The organism is Parajatrophihabitans canadensis (genome assembly GCF_053764775.1).
This window is the reverse complement of sequence record NZ_CM132445.1, coordinates 4,392,282-4,418,641: the sequence shown is the minus strand read 5'-3', so window position 1 is coordinate 4,418,641 and position 26,360 is coordinate 4,392,282. Positions and strand designations below refer to the sequence as shown.

Annotated in this window: 25 protein-coding genes and 1 pseudogene; 18 read left to right on the top strand and 8 right to left on the bottom strand. The window is 64.0% G+C overall.

Annotation, left to right across the window (positions count from 1 at the left end; translation table 11 throughout):
* Window positions 1–109: 109 nt before the first annotated feature.
* From ACSMXN_RS21265 to ACSMXN_RS21250, 4 genes are read left to right on the top strand one after another with little or no spacing between them, the layout of a single operon-like run.
* Entirely contained in the window at window positions 110–856 is a 747-nt protein-coding gene (locus tag ACSMXN_RS21265) for a helicase (RefSeq protein WP_022914464.1), read from the top strand.
* Window positions 853–2,085 carry a TadA family conjugal transfer-associated ATPase gene (locus ACSMXN_RS21260; protein WP_196811370.1) on the top strand — a complete coding sequence of 411 codons (1,233 nt, stop codon included), beginning with the start codon at window positions 853–855 and terminating at the stop codon, window positions 2,083–2,085. Before ACSMXN_RS21265 ends, ACSMXN_RS21260 begins: the two co-directional genes overlap by 4 nt.
* The gene (locus ACSMXN_RS21255) at window positions 2,082–2,966 is read left to right on the top strand and encodes a membrane protein (protein ID WP_022914462.1); all 885 of its coding nucleotides are present in this window, start codon (window positions 2,082–2,084) and stop codon (window positions 2,964–2,966) included. Before ACSMXN_RS21260 ends, ACSMXN_RS21255 begins: the two co-directional genes overlap by 4 nt.
* On the top strand, window positions 2,930–3,754 hold the full coding sequence (locus tag ACSMXN_RS21250; RefSeq protein ID WP_022914461.1) for a type II secretion system F family protein: 825 nt from the start codon (window positions 2,930–2,932) through the stop codon (window positions 3,752–3,754). The genes ACSMXN_RS21255 and ACSMXN_RS21250 overlap by 37 nt, the downstream gene beginning before the upstream one ends.
* A gap of 15 nt (window positions 3,755–3,769) precedes the next feature.
* On the opposite strand, the gene ACSMXN_RS21245 is transcribed toward ACSMXN_RS21250, so the two are convergent.
* The 6 genes from ACSMXN_RS21245 to ACSMXN_RS21220 all read right to left on the bottom strand — a co-directional run bounded on the left by ACSMXN_RS21245 (window position 3,770) and on the right by ACSMXN_RS21220 (window position 9,095).
* Window positions 3,770–4,489 carry an urease accessory protein UreD gene (locus tag ACSMXN_RS21245; RefSeq protein ID WP_022914460.1) on the bottom strand — a complete coding sequence of 240 codons (720 nt, stop codon included), beginning with the start codon at window positions 4,487–4,489 and terminating at the stop codon, window positions 3,770–3,772.
* Window positions 4,489–5,130 carry an urease accessory protein UreG gene (gene ureG, locus ACSMXN_RS21240; RefSeq protein WP_027139716.1) on the bottom strand — a complete coding sequence of 214 codons (642 nt, stop codon included), beginning with the start codon at window positions 5,128–5,130 and terminating at the stop codon, window positions 4,489–4,491. The genes ACSMXN_RS21245 and ureG overlap by 1 nt, the downstream gene beginning before the upstream one ends.
* A gap of 151 nt (window positions 5,131–5,281) precedes the next feature.
* Window positions 5,282–5,998, bottom strand: a complete 717-nt coding sequence (locus ACSMXN_RS21235; protein WP_022914458.1) for an urease accessory UreF family protein — start codon at window positions 5,996–5,998, stop codon at window positions 5,282–5,284.
* Complete coding sequence (locus tag ACSMXN_RS21230; RefSeq protein ID WP_022914457.1) at window positions 5,998–7,755, bottom strand: urease subunit alpha; 1,758 nt, start codon at window positions 7,753–7,755, stop codon at window positions 5,998–6,000. Before ACSMXN_RS21230 ends, ACSMXN_RS21235 begins: the two co-directional genes overlap by 1 nt.
* On the bottom strand, window positions 7,752–8,402 hold the full coding sequence (locus ACSMXN_RS21225) for an urease subunit gamma (protein ID WP_027139714.1): 651 nt from the start codon (window positions 8,400–8,402) through the stop codon (window positions 7,752–7,754). Before ACSMXN_RS21225 ends, ACSMXN_RS21230 begins: the two co-directional genes overlap by 4 nt.
* A 132-nt stretch (window positions 8,403–8,534) precedes the next feature.
* Window positions 8,535–9,095, bottom strand: a complete 561-nt coding sequence (locus tag ACSMXN_RS21220; protein WP_022914455.1) for a YceI family protein — start codon at window positions 9,093–9,095, stop codon at window positions 8,535–8,537.
* Between the two features lie 145 nt (window positions 9,096–9,240).
* Here ACSMXN_RS21220 and ACSMXN_RS21215 point away from each other — a divergent pair, with 145 nt between their 5' ends.
* The 6 genes from ACSMXN_RS21215 (at window position 9,241) to pucL (ending at window position 16,011) form a co-directional block, all read left to right on the top strand.
* Window positions 9,241–9,645, top strand: a complete 405-nt coding sequence (locus tag ACSMXN_RS21215; protein WP_022914454.1) for a winged helix-turn-helix transcriptional regulator — start codon at window positions 9,241–9,243, stop codon at window positions 9,643–9,645.
* A 4-nt stretch (window positions 9,646–9,649) separates the two neighbouring features.
* On the top strand, window positions 9,650–10,063 hold the full coding sequence (gene uraH / locus ACSMXN_RS21210) for a hydroxyisourate hydrolase (protein WP_022914453.1): 414 nt from the start codon (window positions 9,650–9,652) through the stop codon (window positions 10,061–10,063).
* Between the two features lie 162 nt (window positions 10,064–10,225).
* Window positions 10,226–11,572, top strand: a complete 1,347-nt coding sequence (locus tag ACSMXN_RS21205; RefSeq protein WP_027139713.1) for an 8-oxoguanine deaminase — start codon at window positions 10,226–10,228, stop codon at window positions 11,570–11,572.
* 6 nt (window positions 11,573–11,578) lie between these two features.
* Window positions 11,579–12,448, top strand: coding sequence for an FAD binding domain-containing protein (locus ACSMXN_RS21200; protein ID WP_022914451.1), 870 nt, complete (start codon window positions 11,579–11,581; stop codon window positions 12,446–12,448).
* Window positions 12,445–15,105, top strand: coding sequence for a molybdopterin cofactor-binding domain-containing protein (locus ACSMXN_RS21195; RefSeq protein ID WP_022914450.1), 2,661 nt, complete (start codon window positions 12,445–12,447; stop codon window positions 15,103–15,105). The genes ACSMXN_RS21200 and ACSMXN_RS21195 overlap by 4 nt, the downstream gene beginning before the upstream one ends.
* 18 nt (window positions 15,106–15,123) lie before the next feature.
* A complete protein-coding gene (gene pucL / locus ACSMXN_RS21190; RefSeq protein WP_022914449.1) occupies window positions 15,124–16,011 on the top strand; it encodes a factor-independent urate hydroxylase in 888 nt (295 codons plus the stop codon).
* Window positions 16,012–16,052: 41 nt separating this feature from the next.
* Here pucL and uraD read toward each other — a convergent pair whose 3' ends face one another.
* Window positions 16,053–16,562, bottom strand: a complete 510-nt coding sequence (gene uraD, locus ACSMXN_RS21185; protein WP_022914448.1) for a 2-oxo-4-hydroxy-4-carboxy-5-ureidoimidazoline decarboxylase — start codon at window positions 16,560–16,562, stop codon at window positions 16,053–16,055.
* Window positions 16,563–16,571: 9 nt separating this feature from the next.
* Here uraD and allB point away from each other — a divergent pair, with 9 nt between their 5' ends.
* From allB to ACSMXN_RS21170, 3 genes and pseudogenes are all read left to right on the top strand, one after another.
* Window positions 16,572–17,933: an allantoinase AllB gene (gene allB / locus ACSMXN_RS21180; RefSeq protein WP_022914447.1), complete on the top strand. Its 1,362-nt coding sequence runs from the start codon at window positions 16,572–16,574 to the stop codon at window positions 17,931–17,933.
* A 34-nt stretch (window positions 17,934–17,967) separates the two neighbouring features.
* Window positions 17,968–19,037 (top strand): annotated as a pseudogene (alc, locus tag ACSMXN_RS21175) (allantoicase).
* A 28-nt stretch (window positions 19,038–19,065) separates the two neighbouring features.
* A complete protein-coding gene (locus ACSMXN_RS21170; protein ID WP_022914445.1) occupies window positions 19,066–20,430 on the top strand; it encodes a DUF6986 family protein in 1,365 nt (454 codons plus the stop codon).
* A gap of 1 nt (window position 20,431) precedes the next feature.
* Here ACSMXN_RS21170 and ACSMXN_RS21165 read toward each other — a convergent pair whose 3' ends face one another.
* Entirely contained in the window at window positions 20,432–21,319 is an 888-nt protein-coding gene (locus ACSMXN_RS21165) for a phytanoyl-CoA dioxygenase family protein (RefSeq protein ID WP_022914444.1), read from the bottom strand.
* 114 nt (window positions 21,320–21,433) lie between these two features.
* On the opposite strand from ACSMXN_RS21165, the gene add reads away from it, so the two are divergent.
* The 5 genes from add to ACSMXN_RS21140 all read left to right on the top strand — a co-directional run bounded on the left by add (window position 21,434) and on the right by ACSMXN_RS21140 (window position 26,356).
* Window positions 21,434–22,414: an adenosine deaminase gene (gene add / locus ACSMXN_RS21160; RefSeq protein WP_022914443.1), complete on the top strand. Its 981-nt coding sequence runs from the start codon at window positions 21,434–21,436 to the stop codon at window positions 22,412–22,414.
* A 215-nt stretch (window positions 22,415–22,629) separates the two neighbouring features.
* Window positions 22,630–23,787: an ABC transporter substrate-binding protein gene (locus ACSMXN_RS21155; RefSeq protein ID WP_022914442.1), complete on the top strand. Its 1,158-nt coding sequence runs from the start codon at window positions 22,630–22,632 to the stop codon at window positions 23,785–23,787.
* A 40-nt stretch (window positions 23,788–23,827) separates the two neighbouring features.
* Complete coding sequence (locus tag ACSMXN_RS21150; protein ID WP_051148967.1) at window positions 23,828–24,661, top strand: ABC transporter ATP-binding protein; 834 nt, start codon at window positions 23,828–23,830, stop codon at window positions 24,659–24,661.
* Between the two features lie 10 nt (window positions 24,662–24,671).
* Window positions 24,672–25,493: an ABC transporter permease subunit gene (locus tag ACSMXN_RS21145; RefSeq protein ID WP_051148966.1), complete on the top strand. Its 822-nt coding sequence runs from the start codon at window positions 24,672–24,674 to the stop codon at window positions 25,491–25,493.
* Entirely contained in the window at window positions 25,490–26,356 is an 867-nt protein-coding gene (locus ACSMXN_RS21140; protein WP_022914439.1) for an ABC transporter permease subunit, read from the top strand. Before ACSMXN_RS21145 ends, ACSMXN_RS21140 begins: the two co-directional genes overlap by 4 nt.
* Window positions 26,357–26,360: the final 4 nt, after the last annotated feature.

Here is a 26,360-nt window from a genome sequence, read left to right as displayed (position 1 = left end):
TGCTTGGTGGCCGCGTGGGTTGCGGTTGGACTTCTCCACAGCCTGACGCGTCATCCACAGCCGACGCCGATGAGGCCAGCGGCCGCGGGCCGCAGGCCACAGTTGTCCTATGAGTTCACGGCAGGTCATAGGCGTCATCTCGGGCTGCGGTGGCGCGGGGGCGAGCGTGCTCGCGGCCGTGCTCGCCGGGTGTGCCGCCGATCCGGCGGCAGGTCGTTCGGGCACTTCCGGTCCGGTGTTTCTTCTCGATTGCGATCCCTTGGGCGGCGGTATCGATGTTTTGCTGGGTTGCGAGCGGGTGCCTGGTGCGCGCTGGCAGCAGGTACGTCTGAGAGGCGGCGATCTTGACCCCGCAGTGCTGCTCGAGAGCTTGCCTCGTTGGCGCCGGGTTTCCTTTCTGGCTGCGGACAGTCCTACCGAGCTCGACGCGGACGTCGTTGACCAGGTGATCGGTACAGCTAGCAACGCCGGAACGGTCATCCTTGATCTTCCCCGGTGGCCGTCACCCGTCCGAGTGTTAGCCCAAGCGCGTTGCGATCGGGTCATTCTGGTGGTGCCGGGCGAGGTTCGCGCGGTAGCGGCCAGCGCCTTCATCGCCGGAGGACTCGACTCGGCCAAGACAGTCGTCGCAGTACGAGGCACCAGCCGGTCGCTCCCCGCCGAGCGAATAGGGAAATTGCTGGGGTTGCCGGTGCTCGGTGAGATCAAGTACGACCCGTTGAACGCTCGAGCCTCTGGTTTGGCGAGGTCTCGTTTCCGCCGCGATACCCGGCGCTTGGCGCAGGCAGCCTTCTCTTCTGAGGCGGCACTCTCTGCGCAGACGGCACTCTCTGCGCAGGCGGCGAGCGCGACGTGAGCAGCCACCGGGGCTCGAACCATGGCGAGGCGTCGGGCATTCGGCCGTTAGTTCTGTTGGAGCGAGTTCGGACGAGGCTGGCCGCTGAAGGGGTGGCCGGCGGTGCGGGTGGATCGCACCTCACAACAGCGGAGCTGGGTGAGCTGGCCAGGAGGGAGTCCGCGCTGGTGCTGGACTCGGTGGTCCTCGATGAGCTCTCCACCGACCTCTCCGCGGCAATGTGCGGCGCTGGCCCACTGGAGGAATTGCTGGCCCTTCCCGGCATCACTGATGTACTCGTTAACGCCCCGGACGAAGTGTGGCTTGACCGCGGCGCGGGCCTGGAACGTGCTTCGGTGCGGTTCCCGTCGGATGTGGCGATACGGGTCCTTGCGGTACGGCTGGCGGCTCAGGCTGGCCGGCGACTCGACGATGCCGCGCCGTTCGTAGATGCTTCGTTGCCCGACGGGACGAGACTGCACGCGGTCCTCCCGCCGCTGGTTGCGCACCCGGCGATGTCGCTTCGGGTCCTCAACCGGCGGCGATTGTCCATGGCCGACCTGATCGAAGCGGCGATGATGAGCGCCGAGTTGGCCGAGCTCCTGACTGCCGTCATCGGTGCCCGGTTGACCTTGCTCATCAGCGGCGGGACGGGCGCTGGCAAGACCACGCTGCTCGCGGCGCTGCTGTCTACGGTGCCGTCGGCCGAGCGCGTCGTCACCATCGAGGACGCGCCTGAACTCGCGGTGCAACATCCGCATGTCGTCGCGTTGCTAGCCCGCTCGGCAAACGTAGAGGGTGCCGGTGCGGTCGATCTGCGTGAGCTCGTTCGGCAAGCCTTGCGGATGAGAGCCGACCGTCTGGTGGTGGGCGAATTCCGTGGCGCTGAGATAGCGGAGTTGTTGGCCGCACTAAACACGGGCCACTCCGGCGGCGCCGCGACTGTACATGCCAATTCGCTGGCCGACGTCCCGTCTCGGCTGGTGGCACTGGCTGCTCTGGGCGGAATGTCAGCCGACGTGCTCGCGGCCCAGGCCAGCAGTGGACTCGACGTGGTCGCGCAGGTGGGGCGTGACCAGTCCGGTCGCCGACGGGTCCGGGAGGTGGGACTGTGGCCGCGATCGGGCGCCTTGGCCGCGCCCGCGGTGGTGTGGACGCGGCAGCACGGCCTTGGTCCCGCGGCCAGCGCCCTCGCGGCTCGCATTCGGGCGGCCGGAGCGCCCACACCGGGCATGCTGACCGCCTTATGAGCGCCGGACCGGCGGCCCCGCTACTCCTCGGTGCCGGACTGCAACTCATGTCCGGCACGAATGCAGCGAAAGCCCGGCTGTCATGGCTACTGGTCCAGCGAGTCCATGGAGCACAGCGACAAGCACTTCCCGCCCGCAGCGGGCTGTGGCGGCGCAGCGGGCTGGCTGCCTGGTGCGGGCTCGACAATCCACGGGTGTTGCCACGAGCCACGGTCGGCGCAGCTGCGGCTGGTACCGCGGCCAGCGTCGGCCTCGTACCGGCCGCACTCGTTCTCGTCGTAGGTCTGGTGCTGACCCAATGCTGGTTCCGGGTCCGAGCGGCTCGCCGGCGTGAGCGGCGACGGACTGAGTTAGCCACCTCGATAGCGGCGCTGCGTGAGGACTACGCCAGCGGCGCGACCCCCCAGAGAGCCTTCGAGGCGGCTGCGCTAGCTGCAGGTCACTACCGACCAACCTTCGAGGCCGCCGCGGTGGCCGCCGCGCACGGCCACGATGCCCGCTCGGTCTTCTACGAATACAGTCGGGGCCCGAACAGCACCTCGGCCGATACCGGTCTGCTCGGCCTCGGTTTGGCCTCCGCCATCGCCGCGCGGACTGGTGCGCCACTTTCGACGGCCTTGCAGGGCGTCAAGATCGATCTGGTCGTAGACCGCGAGGTTCGTCGCGCCGTCTCCGGAGTGCTCGCGGGTCCAAGAACCTCAGCGACGCTGCTGGCTTTGCTGCCGATCGTCGGCCTGCTGATGGGTTTGGCGATGGGCACCCGACCCGATCGAGTTCTGCTTCGGACGCCGATCGGCCTTGCCCTGTTGACGGTCGGGGCATTGCTGGACCTCGCGGGCTTGGTATGGACGCTCGCGATGACCGAGCGAGCTACGCCTTGAGTTCGGTGTTCTGGTCTGCGCTGTCAGTGGCGCTGTACCTGGCTGTCCGGTGGCGGGTGCCGCGATCGCGGCCGGGCGGGGTCCCGGCATCGCGAATGGCGCCGACCAGTCACCGCTCGGCTGGCGTGCCAAGTCAGCGAGACCGATTGCTATGTGCAATAGCGGTGGCTCTATCGGCCGCTACGGCGCTCGTGACGTTCGGAATAGTGGCAGCGGCCATGACGGGTCTCGTCGCCTATTCGGTTATGCGCCGAATACGCACGGCCTCGTCAGTGCGCGCACCGAACGCACGCGTGATCGCCTTGTTGCTCGATCTGATCGCAAGCGCGCTGAGCGCCGGAGCACCACCGGATCATGCCCTCTCCGTGGTCAGTGGCGCCGTCCGTGAGGCTGTTTTCGACGTCGGTCGAGCGGGGTCAAGCGACTCGTCGGGACTGGCACTGGCACTGGCGGTCGAGCCCTTGCGACAAGTTGGAAGGCTGCTCGAGCTCGGGGCCGAACCGAGCGCGGCTTGGGCAACGCTCGAGCGTGTTCCTGGCTACGAACAGATCGGTGTCGCCGGTCGCCGGTGCGCGAACACCGGTGCCAGATTGGCCGCAGCGCTGGGCGATATCGCGCATGAATTGCGGGCGAGCTGGCGCGCAGACGCCTTGGTCCGTGCCGAACGAGTCGGAATCTGGTCGTTGCTGCCGCTAGGCCTCTGCTTCTTGCCGGCGTTCGTGTGTCTCGGCGTCATCCCCGTCGTCATCGGGATTGCCGGTGAGGTGCTTACCTCCGCAGCGCCCTGAGCCGTTCGGTCGCCATCACTGCCAATACTTCAATAGTTGATCAAGGCGAAACTCGGCATCTGTCGCCGAGGAGGCGAGAACTGTGAGCAGCGCCGTGTGCTCGTCCACCTGCTGAGCGACGGCAGTCGAGTCGAGAATGACCGTCTGGGCCTCGACATCGGGTCCGGTTACAAGTGCCGTTGCCAACACCCGCTGGCCGGAAAGCATCCCAGGCCACTCGAACCGCCAGCGTTCACTCAGATCGATCCGTTGCCGCAGTAGTGGTGCACCGCCACGATCGACTTTCCAACTCAACAGGGCAGCGCCGGAGCGTTCGCCGCTACGCCCCAGCACCAGCAACTCTCGCCAACGCACTTTGGCTGTTGCGGCCAACTGAAAATCGAGTTCAATGCGCACGAAACTTCCGTCGGAAACGATGACCGGGGCCGGCGTCGCATCTAGCTCTGCGAAGTCACCGACCGAGACCTGGGTGCGCAGTCGAGCCGGCGAGCCGCCACTGCGTCCTTGGGCAATGCTGGCCCCGGCCGCAACCACGTTGGCTCGACCGTGATTGGCCACGGTCAGCTCGAATTCCACATCATCACCCGCCAGCGGACCCGCAGCGCTGCCGACAAGGCATATACCGCATACGGTTGGGTCATCGACGCGGACTTGGCGCACCGTCAACGGCGGGCTGCACGAGACTGTTCGAAGCACCCCGCCAGGGTCGACCATGGCGACCGATCGCGATTTCATCAGCCTTCGGCGTCCCCGTCTAATCCGAGGAGTTCTGCTCGGACGGCACGTACCCAGTCCGCGACCGCGCTGGCCCCTGGATCAGTCACGAGGGACGTGAACAAGACGGGCCGACCGCTGCGTACCGCCTCGGCATCGCGTGCCATCACCGAAAGATCTGCACCCACCAGTGGCGCGAGATCGACCTTGTTGATCACCAGCAGGTCAGATCGCGTTACACCCGGTCCGCCTTTGCGTGGCACCTTGTCGCCGCCGGCAACGTCGATCACGAAAATCTGCTGATCGATCAGACCGTAGGAGAAGGTCGCGGTGAGGTTGTCGCCGCCACTTTCAACCAACACGAGATCCAAGCCTGCTGTGTCGGCTTCGAGCTGTTCGACCATGTCGAGGTTGGCGCTGATGTCGTCGCGAATCGCGGTATGTGGGCAGGCCCCGGTTTGGACCGCTCGGATCCGCTCGTCCGGCAGCACACCGGCTCGCCGGAGGAACTCAGCGTCCTCCTCGGTGTAAATATCGTTCGTTACGACCGCGAGTGACAGTTCACCCGCCAGTGCGCGGCAAAGCGCCGCAACCAGAGCCGTCTTGCCGCTGCCTACCGGACCGCCGATCCCGATTCGCGGCACCGAACGCCCGGCAGGCAAGGCGCGCCTGCTTTGCCCGCCTGGCAAGGTGAATTGACCGCTCGGGCCCGCCTCATGGCTGTGTTCGAAGGTAGACCCGTGGCTGTGTTCGAAGGAAGAATTGTGGGCTGGTACGAGGGGGATGCTCCGCCCGCCAGACCGGCTATTTCTGTCACGAAGCAAAGAGACGCACCTCCTGCGTCGAATGGACATCGGCCAACAGATCCAACGCCGGTGACGAATCGCTTGGTAGCCACGCCAGATCAGCGACACCGATCTGGTCGAACTCAGTAGCCACCGCGTCTGCTACTACCTCGATCTCTGCGGCTAGTCCGGCTGTCACGCGGTGAACTGCGAACGGATCCAATCCGAGTATCCGCACTGCCGCCGATGCCGGGCTCGTGCAGATCGCGAGAGCGGCAGCGCGTGCCGCCAACTGGCTCGTTCCGCCGGTCATCGCCGCTGCTGCCCCCAGCACGAGCGGTTGATGCGGGCTCGGTGCGGGGCACTGACGAAAGCGTTGAGTGATCTGTTCCAGTTCGGTCGGTTGGCTGGACACCGTGGCTCGCAACAGCCGCTGCAGCCCGCTACCCAAGCTGCGTGAAGCGGCACGGGTGGCTGCTGACGGGATCCGCGCGGTCAGCTCCGCGTCCAGCATTGCCCATTCGCCGGCGGTCCAGCCCGCGCGCCAGGCTCGGAACGCCGCCACCGCGAAGCCAGCTGCGACCCGCCCGGCTGTATACAACCGACCGTGGCAGAAATCCTGCACGTCCTCGACGGTGTTTATGTAGCCTGCCGTAACCGCAGCCTCCATGCCGCCGGAATGACTATGTGCCCCGGCAGGCGAGCGCGAATCGAGCAAGACCAACAACTGCAGGGGAATCGTCATCAGAAAAGGAAGTATCTCTGCGCCAGTGGGAGTTCGGTCACCGGCGCGGGTTCGATGAGCTCGCCGTCGATGCGTACGGCGAAGGTCTCGGCGTCCACCTCGATGTCAGGAAGGGCGTCGTTCTCCGGAAGATCAGCCTTGGACAATCGCGAGACATCTTTGGTGGCAAGCAAGGGCCGATGAGACTCCCATCGATCCGCGAAGCCCGCCTCGAATGCTGCCGGAGAGATGAAGTGCCGTCCGAGCCTCGCTGGCAATTCGCCGAACGATCCGAACATCGGCCGGGGTAACACCGGTTGTGGCGTAGGGATAGAGGCATTCGCGTCTCCCATCGCAGCCCAGGCGATGACACCGGCCTTGATCACCAAATCTGGCCGAACCCCGAAGAAGGCAGGTTCCCACAACACGAGGTCTGCCAGTTTGCCTGGTTCGACCGAACCGATCTCGTCGTCCAGACCGTGGGTAACGGCGGGCGCGATGGTGTATTTGGCGATATAGCGCCGGGCGCGAAGGTTGTCTGAGCCCGGCAACTCACCCGCCAGAGACCCGCGACGGGACTTCATCACGTGGGCCGTTTGCCAGGTTCGAATGATGGTCTCCCCGATTCGACCCATGGCTTGTGAATCGGACCCGATCATCGAGATCGCCCCGAGGTCGTGCAAGACGTCCTCGGCGGCCATTGTCGAGGGCCTGATCCTGCTTTCGGCGAAAGCAAGATCTTCGACGAGCGACGGGTTGAGATGGTGGCATACCATCAGCATGTCGAGATGCTCGTCGAGAGTGTTGTGGGTGTACGGCCTAGTGGGATTCGTCGATGACGGCAGCACATTCGCAAACGAGGCTGCGCGGATGATGTCCGGTGCGTGGCCGCCACCGGCGCCCTCGGTGTGGTAGGTGTGGATCGGGCGGCCACCGATCGCGGCCAATGTCGATTCGAGGTAACCGGCCTCGTTGAGGGTGTCGGTATGAATAGCTACCTGGACACCGGCCTGTTGAGCAACCGTCAGGCAGGCATCGATCGCCGCCGGTGTGGTGCCCCAGTCCTCATGCAGTTTGAACCCGCCGGCGCCTGCCCTGAGCTGCTCCCACAGGCCCTCGCTCGACACGGTATTTCCTTTTCCTAGCAACACAATGTTGATCGGCCAAGCAGCTAGCGACTTCAGCATCGCGTCGAGCCAGAACGATCCCGGTGTCACCGTCGTCGCCTTGGTTCCGTCCGCGGGGCCGGTGCCGCCGCCGATCAGCGTCGTCATGCCGGCCGCGATCGCCACCGGGATCTGCTGCGGCGCAATCAGGTGCACGTGACTGTCGATGCCACCAGCGGTGAGGATCTTGCCGTTGCCGGCGATGATCTCCGTGGACGGCCCAATGACCAGCTCGGGCGTCACGCCGTCCATGATGTCGGGGTTGCCGGCCTTGCCGAGAGCGACGATGCGCCCGTCCCGAATGCCTACGTCGGCTTTGATGATTCCCCAGTGATCGAGCACCACGACGCCGGTGATGATCAGATCCGGCGTGCCCTCGGCTCGCGTGAGTCTGGCTTGACCCATCGACTCGCGGATCACCTTGCCGCCGCCGAACACCGCCTCGTCGCCGGCCAGGTAGCTGCCGGCCTCGTTCGGCAACGGCCCACCGCAGCGGTCTTCGGTCACCTCGATCAGCAGATCGGTGTCGGCCAACCGGACCCTGTCGCCGACGGATGGTCCGTAGAGCGAGGCGTATCGACTTCGGGACAAGCTGTGCGAGAAGGAGCTCATGGTTGGGCTGCCGACGGATCGCCGCTATCGAGGGGACCTGCATATTCCAGGCGCAAACCCGGGACGACCCGAGCACCCGCGAGCGCTACCAGACCGACGGTACGGCTGAGGCCCGGCTCGAATCGGATCGATGTGCCAGCCGGTATATCGAGTCGATAACCGTGTGCCGCCTCGCGATCGAAGGACAGGCTCGGATTCACAGCGGCAAAATGGTAGTGCGAGCCGACCTGAATCGGCCGGTCGCCGACGTTCTCGACGAGCAGTTCGAGCTGGGGCCGTCCGACGTTCAGCTCGATATCGCCCTGCGCAGGCAACACTTCACCGGGACGTGCCGCCGGAGCACTCACGGCGATCGGTCGATGGACGGTTACCAGCTTCGTTCCATCAGGAAACGTGGCCTCAACCTGAACGGAATCGAGCATCTCGGCAACGCCAGGCAAGACATCGTCGGCGGTCAGCACCGCCCGAGCCGTGCTCATCAGCTCGGCGACGGTTCGGCCATCGCGAGCACCTTCTAGCACGTAGCTCGTGAGGATCGCGACCGTCTCGGGATGATTCAGTTTCAAACCGCGCGACCTTCGCCGTTGCGCCACATCGGCCGCGAGGGTGATCAGCAACCTTTCGCGCTCGTGTTCGGTCAACCGCATGGCCGCCACGATAGCGTCACGAACGTTTCTGTCGTGTGACAGGCGAGAGCCCTCGACCCCGGTCAGGGTCGAGGGCGGTCGGGCCACCTGGCTTGAATTCCCGGGGGCTTGCCTTCGACTCGCCGATCAGACCTACTCGGTGACGAGATCAGCCTCGACTTCGAGGACGATCTGGACCTTCTCGCCGAGGGCCACGCCACCGCCGGGGATGGGCCCGTTGTAGCTGACACCGAAGTCGGTGCGGTTGACCTCGGTTGTGGCCGAAAAACCCGCCTTCGTGCCGCCCTGCGGGTTCGGGCCGAATTCGGGGGTCTCAGTGGTCAGAGTGACCGGCTTCGTCACGCCGCGAATGGTCAGGTTTCCGTCGATGTAGAACTCCCCGCCCTCGAACCGGATCCCGGTCGAGACGAAATCGATGGTCGGATGGTTCTCGACCTCGAAGAAGTCCGCTGATCGAATGTGGTCATCGCGCATACCGTTGTCGGTGTCGATCGTGCTGGCGTCGATGCTGACGGTCACGCTCGACGCGAGCGGGTCAGGCGCGGTCACGATCGTGCCGGTGAAAGAACCGAAGCGACCTCGGACCTTGCTCACCATCATGTGCTTGATGACGAACCCGACATGCGAGTGAACTCCGTCGATCGTCCATTTACCCGCGACATAGCCGGGAATTTCTAATTCGGTGGCAGTCATGAAGGCTCCTAGAAATAGTTGAGGGCTGCACTGGTGGTTCCTGTAAGTTCCTCGGTACCCTTTCGGAACCATACTCATCCTCGGGCATCCAGTGCGACAGGGGCAATTAGGCACATACAAGTGCCTCAGTTACGTGGAGGTAACCATGCCGGCCAAGCCCGCTGCAGGTCATGATCCAGCCGGATGTCGCGCCCGAGCGGTGCTCGACCTGGTGGCAGACAAATGGTCGCTCTACGTCGTATCGTCGCTTGGCGAGGGTCCGCGGCGCTTCACCGAACTCAAGCGGCTGATCGATGGGATCAGCCAGCGAATGCTGACGGTCACCCTGCGCGGCCTGGAGCGCGATGGCATTCTCATCCGCACTGTCCATGACATCATGCCGCCGAACGTCAGCTACCAGCTGACCTCGATGGGCCGCTCGCTGCTCGTGGCGACCGCGCCGCTGATTGAGTGGAGTGAAGAGCACCTGCCCCTCCTCGACGCGGCCCGGGCAGACTATGACCGCAAGCACAACGCCGCGCCGAGCGCCACGGTCGGAACGGCGAGCTAGCACGATGACCATCTCGACGCACGTCCTCGACGCCGTCCAGGGCAAACCGGCCGCCGGCATCGCAGTCGCTCTGGAGACGCTCGGTGTCGGTGGTTCCGGGCCGGAGTCGATCGAGCAGCAGCCGCGCTGGACCGTGCTCGCCGAGCAGGTGACCAACGCCGATGGACGGGTGCCAGATCTGATGGCGCCGGCAACCAGACCCCATGGTGGCGACGAGCTCGGCGGCCTGGGTTCGTCCGAGGGCAGCATCCTGGGCCCAGGGACGTACCGCCTTCGGTTCGATACGGGAAACTATTTCCAGGGCGAGACCTTCTACCCTGAAGTGGCGATTACGTTCACGGTCATCGACGCAAGTGCCCACCATCATGTGCCGTTGCTGCTCAGCCCGTACTCCTACTCGACGTATCGGGGCAGCTGAGCATCGGCAGTTGTGCGGAATTCCCGCGAGGACTAGCCAGTGCCGGGGCCGCAGAAGTGTCCACGCTCGAAATCTGGTGTCAATATGGTCGCAACGGGACCCGGCAACAGTGACGATCTGTCTGAACGACGGACGGAGACCGACGCGAGGAGGCGCACGCACTTGATCGCGATCGAGGGTTGCTACCTCGCCACCATGGACGCGCTCGGTAACGAGTACGCCAGCGGTCACGTCGTGCTGGACGGCAACCGCATCCACGCGGTCGGTCCGGGCCCGACTCCGGCTGAGTATGCCGACGCGACCAGAGTTGACGGTTCAGGCTGCCTGTTGACGCCAGGCCTCATCAACACCCACCACCATCTCTATCAGTGGCTCACAAGGGGATTCGCCACCGATACAACTCTCTTCGGCTGGCTGAGCGCGCTGTACCCGGTGTGGGCGCGAATCGACGCCGAGCTGGTTTATGACGGCGCCGCAGCGAACCTGGGCTGGCTCGCTCTCACGGGCTGCACCACGAGCACCGACCATCACTATCTGTTCCCGAGCAATGGTGGTGACCTGCTGGAGGCCGAGATCACTGCCGCGGCCGACATCGGTTTGAGATTTCACCCGGCCCGCGGCTCGATGAACCTCGGTGAATCCGACGGTGGCCTACCACCGGACTCGGTCATCGAAAAGCACGACGAGATTCTGGCCGCGACAGAGGCTGCGATAACCCGCTGGCACGACGACTCGTTCGATTCGATGCTGCGCATCGCGGTGGCTCCTTGCTCGCCCTTCTCGGTGACCGCTGAGCTGATGCGCGATTCGGCGACGCTTGCCCGTGCCAACGGCGTCCGGTTGCACACCCACCTTGCCGAGACCGACGATGAGGATTCGTTCTGCCGCGAGACCTACGGGCGCTCACCGGCGGAGTACGCCGAGGACCTGGGCTGGCTCGGCGAGGACGTCTGGCTCGCGCATTGTGTGCACATCTCCGAAGCTGCAGTAAAGCGTTTCGCCGAAACCGGAACGGGTGTGGCCCATTGCCCGACGTCCAATGGTCGGCTCGGCGCGGGTGCCGCCCCGATCACGCAGCTGTTGGCGGCCGGCGCCCCGGTTGGGCTGGGGGTCGACGGCTCGGCGTCGAACGAATCCGGGCGGATGATCGACGAACTACACCAGTCGTTGCTGGTCGCCAGAGTGCGCGGCGGACCGCTGGCCTTGAGCGCGCGGGATTGCCTGACGATGGCAACGCGCGGGGGTGCACGCTGTCTGGGACGCGAGCAGGAGATCGGCACGATCGAACCAGGAAAACTGGCCGATCTCGCGCTCTGGCAGGTCGATTCGCTGGCTGGCGCCGGAATCGCAGATCCTGTCATCACCCTCGTCTTCGGCGCTCCCACGCTGAAGGCGCTGTACGTAGGCGGCACGGCGGTTGTCGATTCCGGGCACCTGGTGACCGCAGATGAAACAACACTCGCCTACCGGGCCGGACTGGCGAGCGCCGCGCTTCGGACGGGCGGATGAGCCCCGATGGATCTGCCTACGGTGACCAACGTGATGAGCCCAAGCGAGCGCGCGGACTTGAGCGGCTGGCGAGCGGGCGACAGTTATCTTGCCGGCGGCAGTTGGCTGTTCTCCGAGCCTCAGCCCGAAACGGCCCGGTTGATCGACCTGACGGCCTTCAAGTGGGTACCTACGCACATCAGTGATGCCGGGCTCGACATCGCTGCGACCTGCACGATTGCTGAACTGGCCCAGCTGGAGCTGCCGGCGCGGTGGAGCGCAAGCAATCTGATCGATAGATGTTGCAAGGCATTACTCGGTTCATTCAAGGTGTGGAACGTCGCGACTGTCGGTGGCAATCTCTGCCTTGCACTTCCCGCCGGCCCCATGATCTCGCTGACCGCAGCGCTTGATGGGATGTGCACGGTGTGGTCGGTTGACGGCAGTGAGCGCCTGTTGCCGGTCACCGACTTCGTCACTGGCCCGCGGCGCAACAGCCTGCGATCGGGTGAGGTGCTCCGCTCGATCGCGATTCCAGCTACTACTCTGACAACCCGGACGGCATTTCGCCAGTATTCGCTGAGTAATCTCGGCCGCTCAGCGGTCCTTGTGATCGGTCGAGCTCCGGCCACCGGAGCTACGGGTCCCGTCGTCTTCACGGTGACCGCCTCAACGACCCGGCCAGTCCAATTGAGGTTCGATCAGCTGCCGTCGTGGACCGAGCTGGAAGAACGTCTGGACGCGACTGTCGATCTTGCGGTTCACGCGCTCGACGGCAAGACCGACCGGGTGGCGTACTACGACGACGTGCACGGGTTACCGGAATGGCGGGCGGATCTGACCCGACGGCTGCTCGCGGAGGTGCTCGTCGAGCTCAACCAACAGGCGATCCGATGATCGTCAATGGCCGCGCAGTTGAACGACCGCCGTCGCCTGGCCAATGCCTGCGAACCTTTCTACGCGACGAGGGCTGGTTGGGCGTGAAGAAAGGTTGCGACGCCGGCGATTGCGGCGCCTGCACGGTGCACGTCGACGGTGTCGCGGTGCACAGTTGCCTCTACCCGGCCGCTCGCGCCGAGCACAAGCACATCACAACGATAGAAGGATTGTCCCTACCGGATCAGGACTTGCACCCTGTACAACAAAGCTTCGTTGAGGCGCAGGGTTTTCAGTGTGGCTTCTGTACTGCCGGAATGATCATGACCGTTGCCGGTATGGATGACTCGCAACGGGCTGATCTACCCCGATCGCTCAAGGGCAATCTTTGCCGCTGCACGGGTTACCGTGCCATCACTGACGCCATCTGCGGCGTGAGCCACGTGCAGGACGATGCAGGCGGGGTCTCGGTCGGCCGCAACGTGGGTGCGCCGGCGGCTCGTGACGTCGTCACCGGCAAAGCCCGCTTCACCCTTGATGTGCCTGCTGATGATGACCAGGTGCCGCCGGGGATGTTGCATCTGAAGCTGGCTCGGTCTCCGCACCCAAGCGCGTTCGTCCGTTCGATCGACACGTCGAAGGCTCTCGCGGTACCCGGCGTCCGGTTGGTGCTCACCTATGCCGACGCACCGGATCACCTCTATTCAACTGCCCGACACGAGAATCCCAAAGATGACCCCGACGACACCATGCTCCTGGACCGAGTCGTTCGCTTCGCCGGCCAACGCGTTGCAGCCGTCATCGCCGACAGCGTGCCAGCCGCTGAGGCCGGCTGCGCTGCGTTGCAAGTGGATTATGAGGTCCGCGCGGCAGTCTTCGATCCACGCGCCGCGATGCTTCCGGGGGCGCCGTCGTTGCATGGCGACAAGGGTTCGGCCTCGCGTATCGCGGCTCCAGACCGCAATATCGCGGCCGAGTTGCACAGTCACCTCGGCGATGTCGAAGCCGGGTTAGCAGCAGCTTCGCAGGTGTTCACCGGCCGCTTCGACATTCAGCGGATCCAGCACGTGCACCTCGAGACGCATGGTTCGTTGGCGTGGGTAGCTGCCGACGGCCGGCTCATCGTGCGGACATCGAGCCAAACGCCATTTCTGACCCGCGACGCGTTGAGTGCGATATTCGGCCTGCCTCGCGACCAAGTGCGGGTTTACACGACCCGACTCGGGGGTGGTTTCGGAGGCAAGCAGGAGATGTTCACCGAGGACATCGTGGCGCTGGCCGCGCTGCGAACGGGCCGTCCGGTGCAGCTTGAACTGACCCGCGAGGAGCAGTTTGTCGCTACCTCGACTCGGCATCCGATGCAGATCGACGTCACGGTTGCTGCCGACCAGGCCGCGAACTTGACGGCGATCCGAGTGGAGATCGTGGCCAATACCGGAGCGTATGGCAACCATTCTGCGGGCGTCCTCTTCCACGCGTGCGGCGAGTCGATCGGCGTCTACCGGTGCCCGAACAAGGCGGTCGATGGGTACTCGGTCTACACGAACACCTTGCCTGCGGGCGCATTCCGGGGTTACGGCTTGAGTCAGATGATCTTTGCTGTCGACAGTGCGATGGACGAACTGGCGCGCCGGCTGAAGACCGATCCTGTCGAGTTCAGGCGGCGCAACGTGATCGCCTCGCACGACGCCATCACCTCAATAGCGGGCGCGCCGGACGATGTCGTGATCGGCAGCTTCGGCTTGCCCGCGTGCATCGACGCGGTGCAGGCCGCCCTGAAGATCGACCCCCGTGTCGACGCCAATGCCGGCCTTGGCCCGGATTGGTTGATCGGCACCGGGTTAGCGGTGGCCATGCTGGACTCGACGCCGCCGGGCGGTCATATCTCGCATGTCCGCATCTCCCAAGCCGCTGAGTCCGGCCATTCGACCGAGGCGATGTTCGATCTTGTGGTGGGCACGGCCGAGTTCGGAAACGGCACCGCGACGGTGCATACCCAACTCGCCGCACACGCCCTTGGCGTGACCGCCGATCGAATCAGACTCATACCTTCAGACACCGAAGGGTTGGAGCACGATACCGGTGCGTTCGGTTCGACGGGAACGATGGTGGCCGGAGCGGCAACCTTGTTGGCCGCCACCGAACTCAAGCGCAAGATCGATGGCGCGGTAGATCAGCGAATCGATGGCGGACCGCTCCTGTCGGCAGAAGCACGGACGTCCGGAAGCCCTCGCGCGGTCGGCTTCAATGTGCACGGATTCCGGGTGGCCGTACACCCGCCGACTGGTGAGGTTCGGATCTTGCGCAGCGTGCACGCAGCCGATGCGGGCACCGTGATCAACCCGATGCAGTGCCGGGGTCAGGTCGAAGGTGGCGTCGCACAAGCGCTGGGCGCGGCGATGTTCGAACACGTTGACATCGATTCCTGCGGGGTGGTCCGGACTCGGGCGCTGCGCGAGTATCACATACCGACGATGGCCGATATCCCAGAGACTGAGGTCATCTTCGTTGATACGTATGAACCGCTGGGCCCGCTCGGTGCGAAGCCGATGAGTGAGAGCCCGTTCAATCCAGTTGCGCCCGCGCTCGCCAACGCGATCAGGGACGCGACCGGAGTGCGGTTCTACTCCCTCCCGTTGACCCGCGATCGGGTATATCTCGGCCTGAAGCATCGATGAAGGCGAAGGGGCAATGCGATGGCAGTTCTCGGATTCAACCGGTACGGCAAGGCCGAAGTCAGGGTGGTGCGCGTCAGCCGCGGCGTCGGGACGGACGGCGCTGACGAGCTGCGCGACTGGAATGTCTCCACGAGCCTTTCCGGCGACCTGAGTGCCGTCCACCTGAATGGCGACAATTCGAGGGTCCTCACGACGGACACCCAGAAGAACACGGCGTACGCCTTTGCCAAGACCGTTGGTGGCGTCGAGCCTGAGGTCTATGCACTAGCGCTGGCCGAACATTTCGTGAGAACTCAGGAGGCCATCACGAGAGCGAGGGTTTCAGTCGAGGAATATGGCTGGAATCAGATCGGCCCGGGACCGCACTCGTTCGTACGTTCAGGGCAGCAGACGCGGACGACCACGGTCGTGTATGACCAGGTTGTCGGCACCTCCGTTGTCTCAGGCATTGCCGACCTCATCGTGATGAACACGACCAACTCTGAGTTCTGGGGCTTCCCGAAGGACCAGTACACGACCTTGGCCGAGACGAAGGATCGCATTCTTGCGACGCAGGTCACGGCCCAATGGCGTTTTCGCAGTTCCGACCAGGGGTTCTCGAAGCTCGACTTTGCGACCGTCTACCGGCTGGCCACCCAGACCCTGCTCACCACGTTTGCCGATACGTACAGCTATTCGTTGCAGCAGATGCTGTACGTGATCGGCGAGCGCATTCTCGCCGCGGTCCCGCAACTATGTGAGGTGCGGCTGGCGCTACCGAACAAGCATCACTTCCTTGTCGACCTCGAGCCATTCGGCCTGAGCAACGACAACGAGGTCTACCTGGCCTCCGACCGACCATACGGGCTCATCGAGGGTCAGGTACTGGCCGAGGATGCACCTGCTGAGGGGTTGGCTTGGTTGTGAAACTGGACTTCAAACCCGTCGGAGGGCGCCTTCCGCCGTCGTTAACGCAACGCCTTCGTCAACCGCAACCGAACGATTTTCGTCAATTCTGCACGTACTATCTCGCGTTCGGCCGCGGGCGAATTGCTGAGACGTCCCTGCAGGGACCTCAGCATCTGCGCGGTGCTCAGGCCGGTTGCGCAGATCAGAAACACCTGATCGAAGGCGGCCTCGTACGCGATGTTGGCCTCGCGGAGTTGGGCACGGATCGACTCTGTGGAGTCGGCCGTGGCTGATTGTTCTTCGCGGGACCACGCCGACTCCCGGCCCGGGCCGGCGGCTCGTTCGCCGATGCGAGGGTGGGCCGCCAGTGCCTCATCGAGATCTTGCGAATTCAGATCGTTCAAGATCTCATCCGAGACTGCGATGACCGAGTCGCGGCTGCCATACGGCCGGTTGGCCAGCATGATCGAGATCCAGGATCGGCTTGCGCAGCATGCACGCAGCAGGTCGGTAGCCACCGTCACCGTCGACTGGTTGAACTCGGCGACGCTGATCGGGCCCTCGGTCATGGCCACAGCATGAATGAATTTATCGTGCGCAGCAAACGCATCGTCACCGCTGATGGCGAGCATCCCGGTGAGCTGCACATCGTCGGCGAGAAGATTGTCCGGGTAAGGCAAGGCGATCGCCTGGGTGAGCCAGCACCGGGCGTCCCGGTCGTCGAGATCCCTGATGACCGCGCGGTCCTGCCGGGTCTGGTAGATACGCACGTCCACATCAACGAACCGGGTCGTACGGAATGGGAAGGCTTCGTCTCCGCTACGGCGGCTGCTGCGGCCGGAGGTGTAACCACGCTAGTAGACATGCCGTTGAACAGCATCCCGCCCACCACGAACGTCGCTGCGCTCGAGCTGAAACGAGCCGCAGCGAACCAGCGCGTCTCGGTGGACGTGGCATTCTGGGGCGGTGCAGTGCCGGGCAATCTCGATGATCTGCCGCGCTTGCACGATGCCGGGGTGATCGGCTTCAAGTGTTTCTTGTTACCGTCGGGCGTCGACGAATTCGGCTACCTCACCCGGCTCGAGCTTGTCGCTGCGATGCGCAGGATTGCTGACTTCGGGGGACTGATCATCGCGCACGCCGAGGACGCCGGCGTGATCGACCAGGCGCCCGCGGCCACCGGACGCAGCTATGCCGGTTTTCTGGCCTCCCGTCCGCCGCGAGCCGAGCATTCGGCGATCGAGATGCTGATGGATGCAACTGAAGAAACAGGTTGCCGTACACACATCGTGCACCTGTCGAGCGCGGGTGCCTTGGATCGCATCGCCGTCGCCCGGGCAGCAGGGTTGCCGGTCACGGTTGAGACCTGCCCGCACTACCTGACTCTTGCAGCCGAGGGCATTCCCGAAGGTGCAACGCAGTACAAGTGTTGTCCGCCGATTCGCGATGCTGCGAACGCCGATGCCCTCTGGCAGGCGCTGTCAGAGGGCCTGATCGATTGCGTTGTTTCTGACCACTCGCCGTCCACTGTCGACTTGAAGCAGCTCGACAGCGGCGACTTCGGCGCTGCCTGGGGCGGTATCGCATCCGTTCAGCTCGGCTTTCCGGTGATGTGGACCGAAGGTTCGCGTCGTGGCTACGCCCTGTCCGACCTGGTCCGTTGGATGTGCAGCGGTCCTGCGTCCTTCACGGGACTGAGCTCGATCAAAGGCGAACTGCGTCCCGGTCTGGACGCCGACTTCTGCATTGTCGCGCCTGACGAGTCGCTGGTGGTGGATCCTCGCTCCCTCCTGCACCGCAATCCGGTCACGCCGTACTCCGGGGCTAAGCTCCGTGGGGTGATACACGAAACGTGGCTGCGCGGTGAGCGAGTCGATCTTGCTCAGCCACGTGGGCAGTTGTTGCAGCGTCCATCGAAGGATCGGCACCGTCGTGGTTGAGTTCACTCAGTGGCCCGAGGTCGCGAACCGGTCCATGGGCGGCAGCGTGGTCGCCACGAATGACGAGCTCTTCGCATCCGCGGACAACCTGATCAATCCAGGGCCGGCGGTACATGACCGAAGTGCCTTCGGGCCCAGGGGAAAGCTTTATGACGGTTGGGAGACTCGCCGCCGCCGCGGCCCGCACGATGCCGCCGGGGCCGCCGGGGCCGCCGGGGCCGCCGGGGCCGCCGGGGCCGCCGGGGCCGCCGGGGCGGGCGGGGACATCTCGGATTGGGTGTGATCATCAGGTTGGGTGCGCCGGTCGTCGTCCGGGGGGTTGTCATAGATACCGCCTTCTTCACCGGGAACTTTCCGACCGGTGCTTCGGTCGACGGTGCGACCCTGATTGGTTACCCCGCCGAGTCTGAGGTTTTGGCGGCGTCGTGGAGTCCGCTGCTCGACAAGGCTGAACTCAAGGGTGACGCCGCGAACTCGTTCGTAGTCGGCGGTGCCGAACGCTTGACAACCCACGTCCGCCTGCGAATCTACCCTGATGGTGGCGTGGCCCGGCTGAGGGTGCACGGCGAAGTCGTAGCAGACCCCCGCTTTCTCGGCGGCCGGATAGATCTCGCGGCAACGACGAATGGTGGCCGGATCACTGGCTGCAGCAACATGTTCTACTCGTCGCCGTCGAACGTGCTCGCTCCCGGCCTGGCAACTGTCATGTCCGATGGTTGGGAAACTTCGCGACGACGAGACGACGGAAACGACTGGCTGACGGTCGTACTGGCCGCGCCCGGCATCGTCCATGACGTGGTAATAGACACGACGCGATTCGTCGGCAACGCACCCGCCCGGGCCCGCTTGACCGACACCCGGACCGGTGCAGAGCTGTTGCCCTCGACGCCTCTGTTGCCAGACACCGAACATCGCTTGCGCGTCCGGGCGGCGCCTGAGGTGGCCGAGGTTCGGCTCGACGTCTTTCCCGATGGCGGCCTGTCGCGGCTGCGCGTCAACGGCGAGGTTGCCGAGTCCAGCAGGCGGCCCATCGCTGAACGCTGGTTGTCGCTGTTGCCGAGCGAACTTGCCGACGAGCTCGATCGGTCCGCTTTCTTTGACTGAGTTTTCAGGGGCAGGAGGGGAGACCGGCGTGACGGGCGCGTCGGTCACATCTGGCAGCCCCGACGATCTGGCGGCGCGGCTGGCCGGTCAGCTTGATGATCTGCTCAGAGTCGATGACCGCGAACGCGAAGCGCGATACCCGGGTGCGACGCTCGACCGCCAGCCAGTGCACACCGTGTACATCCCAGCCGACCAGTTTCGGGCCGATTCAGTCGCACAATGGCGGGCGCAGGCCATCGAATCACTAGACCGGTATGGCCCAATCGATCCTCATGTCCTGCCGCACGGGGCCGACACCGGCCGCGTGGCAGCGCCGACCACCGCGCTTGACGACCAAGTACGGCGAAAGCTGCAAGCCGAGCCGATCGAGGATCTGCGCATCGACTTCGAGGACGGCTACGGGCTGCGCACCGATGCGGTCGAAGATGCCGACGTTCGGGCCGTCGTCGTGGCCCTGCGCTCAGCCCGCGACACGGGAATGGCAACTCACTCAGTGGGGCTGCGGATCAAGTCTCTGGAGGCGCTCACCAGAATGCGCGCAGTACGCACGATTGCGCTGTTCTTGGAGTCGATCCTTGTTGATGACGGCGTGCTTCCGGCCGGCTTCGTCATCACGCTGCCGAAGGTCACCTCGGTAGCTCAGATTCTGGCAATGAACCAGCTTTGCGGCACGCTCGAGGCCGCGCATGGCTTGCCGGGTCGCCGGCTCAGGTACGAGATCCAGATCGAGACCCCGCAGGCCATCCTGGCCGCGGACGGTACTGCCCTGGTGGCTCGGATGATTCATGCCAGCGACGGTCGGTGCGCCGGATTGCACTACGGCACCTATGACTACTCCGCATCGGTCGGTATTGCGGCCGCCTTCCAGAGCATGGAACATCCCGCTGCCGACTATGCAAAGTCGGTCATGCAGGTCGCTGCAGCCGGTACCGGGATTCCACTCTCGGACGGGTCGACGAACCTGTTGCCGGTTGGCACCACCGAGGATGTTCACGCTGGCTGGCAGCTGCATGCGAGGCTGGTTCGCCGTTCGCTCGAACGAGGCTTCTACCAGGGTTGGGATCTGCACCCGGCGCAGTTGCCCACCCGGTTCGCTGCGACCTTCGCCTTTTACCGAGAGTCGATGCCAGCGGCGGTCGCCCGTCTGCAGCGCTACCTGCAGCGGTCGTCAACCGGCATTCTCGACGAACCGGCGACCGCGCAAGCTCTAGCCGCCTACCTGTGCCGCGGTCTCGACTGTGGCGCAATCGACGTCACTGATATCGCCAAGAATGTTGCTAGGAACATTGCCAAAAGCACCACTACAGAAAGGCCCGATGAGACCGGCTCGGTCAGTGCTGTCACGCTGGATCGTCCCGCATTGGAGAGTCTCGCTCGCAGAAATGGCCGCTGACTCACCGCGCGGCGTTCTTCAGAAACTCCTCGGCGTGTTCGTAGCTGCGATCACCGGCGAAGTAGCCACCACGTACGTGCCGCCTGGTCGTAGTCTCGTCGGTGGCGCGAGCTGCCGAGTGCCATAGGTAGCAATCATGGAGTATCACGTCACCCCGCTGAGCGAAGATCGGGATCTCGCCGGGAACGGCCTCGAAAGTCAGCGGCATCTCGAACGGCGGCGGGCTGTCGGTGTACCCACCAGTCGGTTTCGCCGTCGAGGGAACCGCGACGTTGTTGACGTTTCGGTACGGGGCGGGCGTTGCCCAGCGATGACTTCCGGGAACGACCCGCAGAAAGCCATTGGCGGGAGAGGTCGCGTCGAGGTGAAAAGTGAAGGCGGTGGAAGGCCAAACCTGAAGGCTCGGACCGGCCTGCCAATCGGAATGCCATCCGATTCTGCTATAGCCCGATTCCTGGCCAGGTCGCGCGTCTTGATAGACGATGCCGAATTGATTGCTCGCCCTGAGCCAAGCGTTTTCGCCGAGTATCCGGTGCAATACCTTGAGCAGGACCGGGTGGCTCGCGGCCTCACGAACGGCGGGTGACAGCTCGTTGATGAACTCCACGTAGTTGGCGAAACGGTCGGCCTTGGCGGCGTCGTCGAGAAATACGGTCGAGCCATATCGCTCGGGGAGTTCGTGGGCGACCACTTGGCGCTGCGCGTCGACGCATTCGCGCTCCATGCGATTCATCAGCGCATCGGTGAAGATTGCCCGAAGCACCACGAATCCGTTCTCGTGATAACAGAGCTCGAGATCGTCGAGGACGGCCCCGTGCTTCGGGTCGTCGGCCGCGTGCAGGTCGAATGGGCCGAACACGGCGGACTCGGCGGCGGGGCGCAGCGGCATACCCACGATGCTAGAGACCTACCGGTGGGTTTGGACACCGTTGCGACTGATCATTTACGACTTGGAAACAGAACAGTACGGACGCGAAATGCTTCGCTCCTACCGTCCTAAGTCGTGCCAGCAAGAGATCTTCGCAATCTGCCGAAAGCTCATCTGCATCTGCATCTCGAGGGTGCGATGCGACCGATCACCTTGGCCGAGATGGCCGCCGCGTATGGCATCGCCGTACCACCGATTCGCGGGTACGGCTCCTTCACCGCTTTCGTCGGCCAGTACAAGGCTGCCTGTGATGTCATGCGCACGCCGCAAGATCTGGCCAGGCTGGTGCGCGAGGTCGTCGAAGACGCGGCCCTGGCCGGCGCAGTGTGGGTGGAACCGCAGTTCTACCCGATGCATCATGTGGAACGGTTGGGCAGCCCTGCTGAGACCACGGACCTGGTTCTCGAAGCAGGACGTGCGGCCGCCGCTGAATTCGACATCGGGTTCGGGCTGATGATCACCGCGGACCGTACCGGTGATCCCGCCGAGGCCGAGAGTCTGGCGCGATTGGCTGCCGAGCGCGCCGATTCTGGAGTAGTGGCGTTCGGTCTGGCCAACGACGAGGACGGCTTCGGGCCGGAACCCTTCGCGAAAGCCTTTGCCATCACGAACGAGGCGAGACTGATCAGCGCTCCGCACGCAGGCGAACTCGCTGGCCCAACCAGCATTCGCGGTGCACTCGACCTGCTCGATGCGAACCGAATAGGCCATGGTGTGCGGGCAATCGAGGACCCCGACCTGGTTCGACGGTTGGCCTACGAGGGGATCTGCCTGGACGTGTGCCCGACCTCGAACGTGATGCTGTCCGTCGTGGGCTCCATGACCGAGCACCCCCTGCCGCGGCTGCTGGAGGCAGGCGTTCGGTGCTCGATAAATGGCGATGACCCGCTGCTTTTCGGCCCGGGTCTGCTGGACGAATACCACACAGCCAGGGAGGAGCTGGGCCTTGACGACTCGCAGCTTGCATTCGTAGCAACGTGTTCTATCGAGGACTCCGGTGCTCCTGCCGAGCTGGTCGAGGGCGCGGTGGCTCGCATTGCCGCTTGGCTTTCATGAGACCAGCTTGCATGAGACCAGCTTGCATGAGCCGCCTTGCTCGGTCGGGCAAGTGTGATCTCCCGGCAATACAGCGACGCACGGCCGAAACGGTGGACTCGTAGCTTTCGGCAGCAAGTCGCCCTCGTGTCAGCGACTCGTTCGAGTGCAGTCGCGGTGGATGGTGCCACCCGATCCGGATCCCCGAATCGGTCTTCAAGCAGTCAGGAGCGTCCATGCCAGATCAGCTACCCGCCCGTTCTCGAATGGGCCGTCGGTCCTTCCTGCAGTTAGGCGGCCTTGGCGTTCTCGCCTTCAGCGCCGCACCCCTGCTCGCCGCATGTTCCAGTTCGGACTCGAGTACACCGGCCGGCGGGTCGAGCGGGAGCGGTAGTGCAACGGCTACGAAGGATTTCGGCAACGCGACCGTCCAGCTGTCGTGGATCAAGAACATCGAGTTCGCGGGCGAGTATTTCGCTGATCAGAAGGGCTACTACACGGACGCGGGATTCTCGGGTGTGACACTCACGGCGGGCGGCTCGGCAGGTACCAGCGCAGAGGCAGCGGTAGCCACCGGCAAGGCGATGGTTGGTCTATCTTCGGTGACGGTCACTGCGCCTGCGATCTTGAAGGGCGCCAAGCTCAAGACAATCGGCTCGACGTATCAGAAGAACCCATTCTGCATCGTATCGGTTGCGAAGAACCCGATCCCGGACGTTCAGTCAATGAAGGGCAAGAAGATCGGCGTGCAGGCCGGTGGCAACACCACCATTTTCAAGGGCTTGCTCAAAGCAAACAACATCGCAGAGTCCGACGTCACGATCGTGCCTGTGCAATACGACCCCACCGTGGTGACCACCGGCGAGGTCGACGGTTACATGGCCTACATCACCAACGAGCCGATCCTGCTCAAGGGTAAGGGTTTCAAGACGACCACCTTCCTCTTTGCTGACTACGATCTGCCCTTCGCTGCCGAGACATTCGTCGTTTCTCAGGACGACATCGACAAGAATCGCGACAAGCTAAAGGCATTCCTGGTGGCCGAGATCAAGGGCTGGACGGATGCCGTGGGCAATCCCAGCCAATCTGCTACCTACGCCGTGACGAACTATGGGAAGGACCAGAACCTGTCGCTTGCCGAACAGACCGAAGAGGCTACGGCTCAGAACGGTCTGATCGTGACGCCTGACAGCATCAAGAACGGAATCTTCACCATCAGCGACGAGCTCATCGCCTCCAACATCAAGGCCTTGGCCCTTACCGGGGTGAGCATCACCGCCGATCAGCTGTTCGACATGTCGCTGCTCAAAGAGGTCTATGCGGAGAACCCAGATCTGATCACTGCCTACGCGTCGGCAGCGGCGTCTGCATCGCCGTCGGCCTCTGCCAGCTGATCGACTTCTCAGACGGAGGCAGCGCGAAGTTGGAGGATTGATGGCACGGTCGATTGCAGTGGCGTCACCGGCGCTCGCGCAGGTGGCGCCGACCAGTTCGGGAATCACGTTGCAGGGCCTGGAGAAGACCTTTTCGATGGGTCGCCGGTCGATTACTGCGCTGGCCGACACCGACCTGAAGACCGAAAAGGGTCAGTTTCTTGCCCTCTTGGGCCCGTCCGGCTGCGGTAAGTCAACGATCCTGAGGATCCTGGCGGGCTTGGAAACTCCGACAGCAGGTCTTGCGCTGGTCGAGGGTCGTACGCCGGCTGAGCTGAGACGCCAGCATGATCTGGGCATCGCCTTTCAGGATTCAGCGTTGCTTCCCTGGCGCAGCGTGCTGTCCAACATCCGCTTGCCGCTCGAGGTTTCAGGTACGAAGGTCGACAACGCCTTCATAGCCGATCTGGTTCGGCTCGTCGGGCTACAGGGTTTCGAGAAGGCGAAACCTGCGCAACTGTCCGGCGGAATGCGCCAGCGCGTCTCGATTGCGCGCGCCCTGGTGGTGAAACCGTCTGTGCTGCTGTTGGACGAACCCTTCGGGGCGCTGGACGATATGACCAGGCAGCGATTGAATCAGGAGTTGCTTCGAATCTGGACCGAGAAGCCTGCGACGACGCTCATGGTCACCCACGGTATTTCCGAAGCGATCTTTCTCTCCGACATCGTTGCGGTCATGAGCCCTCGACCAGGGCGGGTCGTCGAGGTCGTCGAGATCGACCTTCCGCGCCCGCGCACGCCGGAGATGATGCGCACGCCGGAATTTCACGCCATTCATGATCATCTTTCCGAGGTTCTGTTCGGCCGCGGTGGCGCGGCGATGGGTGAGGACTGAGGTGGGCGCGATGTCCGTGACGCACGCGGCACCCAAGCGGCGGTGGTTCGCCACGACACCGAGCTGGCTCGGAGGCTTGCTCGGCGTGCTGCTGATCATCGCGGTATGGACGCTGTTCGCGGTGACGAAGTTCCGCGAGAACGGAGCGGTGCCTACGCCACTTGCGGTGCTAAGGCAGTACCACAAGGACGGTTTCCAGTTCTATTGGACGAACGTGGGTGTGACCGTTCGCGGTGCTCTGATCGGATTCGCCTGGGGAAACCTCCTCGCGATCGCCGTGGCCCTGGTCGTGCTGCTCGTTCCGGTGGTGGAAGGTGTCGCGACCCAGGTGGCGGTCATCAGTTACTGCATGCCGCTGACTGCAATTGGGCCGATCATTCTGGTCGTCTTCGGTGGTCGGGCACCGACGATCTTTCTCGCGGGCGTCTCGGTATTCTTCACGACCCTGGTCGGAGCGTTGCTCGGGTTGAAGGCAGCCGACCGGACTGCGCTCGACGTGGTTACCGCCTATGGTGGTGGTCGGCTCAAACGGATGACGAAGGTTCAGGTCATCGCGGCTTTGCCAGCCACTCTGTCGGCGCTGAAGATCGCCGCCCCCGCAGCAATGTTGGGCGCGATCATCGGTGAATATCTGGGCGGCGTGGACAGCGGTCTCGGGGTCGTGATTACCGCAGCGCAGCAGGAATATCTCGTTCCTCGCACCTGGGGACTCGCGTTGGTGTGCGGATTGGTCGCGGGCATCGGCTATTTCGTCATCGGCCTGGTTGGCCGGTTGCTCACGCCCTGGGCGTCAACGGCTGCTTCAGCCTTGTCTTCCGCTGGTCCGCGATGACCGCGATAGCGACCGTTCAGCCTCCGCCGGCGCCGGCTGCCACGGCGACGGATTTGCGGACGGGCACGGCTCGGACGATTGGCCGCGCGGTGTGGAATCTGGTGTGGCCGATTCTGGTGGCCGTGGGCCTGGTTTTGATCGGTTGGATCATCTTTCTCAAGGCCTTCGATGTCGCTCCGGTTGTCGGGAAATCGCCGAAGGCGGTATGGCAGTACCTCTTCACCGACCCGGAGGCCGCTGCAAACCGGAGCGCAGTCTTCGGATTTGTCAGGATCACCTTGCACGATGCGGCACTTGGGTTTGCCGGCGGCATGCTTGCCGCGCTGGTGGTTGCCGCACTGTTCGTACTTTTCCGGCCAGCCGAACTGGCGTTCATGCCCATCGCGATGCTGCTGCGTTCGGTCCCGTTGGTGGCGATGACGCCGATCATTCTCTTGATCTTCAAACGTGGTTCCGCTGGTGTCGCGGTCATCGGTGGCATCGTGGTGTTCTTTCCTGCGCTCGTGAACATCGTGTTCGGCCTCCGCTCGGCGTCACAACAGACCACCGACCTCGTGCTGGCCTTCGGCGGAAATCGATGGACGGTGATCCGCAAGGTGGCCATCCCGACTGCGCTACCTGCGATCTTCGCGTCCGCGCGAATCTCGGTGCCCGGTGCTCTGATCGGAGCGTTGGTCGCCGAGTGGCTTGCGACCGGTAGAGGTATCGGCGGGGCGATTCTGAATGCCATCGGCGCCTTCGACTACGGGCAGGTGTGGGCCGATATCGTTGTCCTGACTGGCGTTTCGCTCCTGCTCTACACGGTGGTCGGGGTTATCGAGACTGTTGTCCTGACCGCGTACGGTCAGAACAACAGTCATTGATCAG

Coding starts and splice junctions, on each gene's coding strand:
- pucL (WP_022914449.1), top strand. CDS start 15,124: ATGGCAGTTCTCGGATTCAACCGGTACGGCAAGGCCGAAGTCAGGGTG.
- ACSMXN_RS21150 (WP_051148967.1), top strand. CDS start 23,828: ATGGCACGGTCGATTGCAGTGGCGTCACCGGCGCTCGCGCAGGTGGCG.
- allB (WP_022914447.1), top strand. CDS start 16,572: ATGAATGAATTTATCGTGCGCAGCAAACGCATCGTCACCGCTGATGGC.
- ACSMXN_RS21245 (WP_022914460.1), bottom strand. CDS start 4,489: ATGAAATCGCGATCGGTCGCCATGGTCGACCCTGGCGGGGTGCTTCGA.
- ACSMXN_RS21165 (WP_022914444.1), bottom strand. CDS start 21,319: ATGCCGCTGCGCCCCGCCGCCGAGTCCGCCGTGTTCGGCCCATTCGAC.
- ACSMXN_RS21215 (WP_022914454.1), top strand. CDS start 9,241: ATGCCGGCCAAGCCCGCTGCAGGTCATGATCCAGCCGGATGTCGCGCC.
- ACSMXN_RS21220 (WP_022914455.1), bottom strand. CDS start 9,095: ATGACTGCCACCGAATTAGAAATTCCCGGCTATGTCGCGGGTAAATGG.
- ACSMXN_RS21255 (WP_022914462.1), top strand. CDS start 2,082: ATGAGCGCCGGACCGGCGGCCCCGCTACTCCTCGGTGCCGGACTGCAA.
- ACSMXN_RS21250 (WP_022914461.1), top strand. CDS start 2,930: ATGGACGCTCGCGATGACCGAGCGAGCTACGCCTTGAGTTCGGTGTTC.
- ACSMXN_RS21235 (WP_022914458.1), bottom strand. CDS start 5,998: ATGACGATTCCCCTGCAGTTGTTGGTCTTGCTCGATTCGCGCTCGCCT.
- ACSMXN_RS21265 (WP_022914464.1), top strand. CDS start 110: ATGAGTTCACGGCAGGTCATAGGCGTCATCTCGGGCTGCGGTGGCGCG.
- uraH (WP_022914453.1), top strand. CDS start 9,650: ATGACCATCTCGACGCACGTCCTCGACGCCGTCCAGGGCAAACCGGCC.
- ACSMXN_RS21155 (WP_022914442.1), top strand. CDS start 22,630: ATGCCAGATCAGCTACCCGCCCGTTCTCGAATGGGCCGTCGGTCCTTC.
- ACSMXN_RS21145 (WP_051148966.1), top strand. CDS start 24,672: ATGTCCGTGACGCACGCGGCACCCAAGCGGCGGTGGTTCGCCACGACA.
- ACSMXN_RS21140 (WP_022914439.1), top strand. CDS start 25,490: ATGACCGCGATAGCGACCGTTCAGCCTCCGCCGGCGCCGGCTGCCACG.
- ACSMXN_RS21200 (WP_022914451.1), top strand. CDS start 11,579: ATGGATCTGCCTACGGTGACCAACGTGATGAGCCCAAGCGAGCGCGCG.
- ACSMXN_RS21225 (WP_027139714.1), bottom strand. CDS start 8,402: ATGCGGTTGACCGAACACGAGCGCGAAAGGTTGCTGATCACCCTCGCG.
- ACSMXN_RS21195 (WP_022914450.1), top strand. CDS start 12,445: ATGATCGTCAATGGCCGCGCAGTTGAACGACCGCCGTCGCCTGGCCAA.
- uraD (WP_022914448.1), bottom strand. CDS start 16,562: ATGACCGAGGGCCCGATCAGCGTCGCCGAGTTCAACCAGTCGACGGTG.
- ACSMXN_RS21230 (WP_022914457.1), bottom strand. CDS start 7,755: ATGAGCTCCTTCTCGCACAGCTTGTCCCGAAGTCGATACGCCTCGCTC.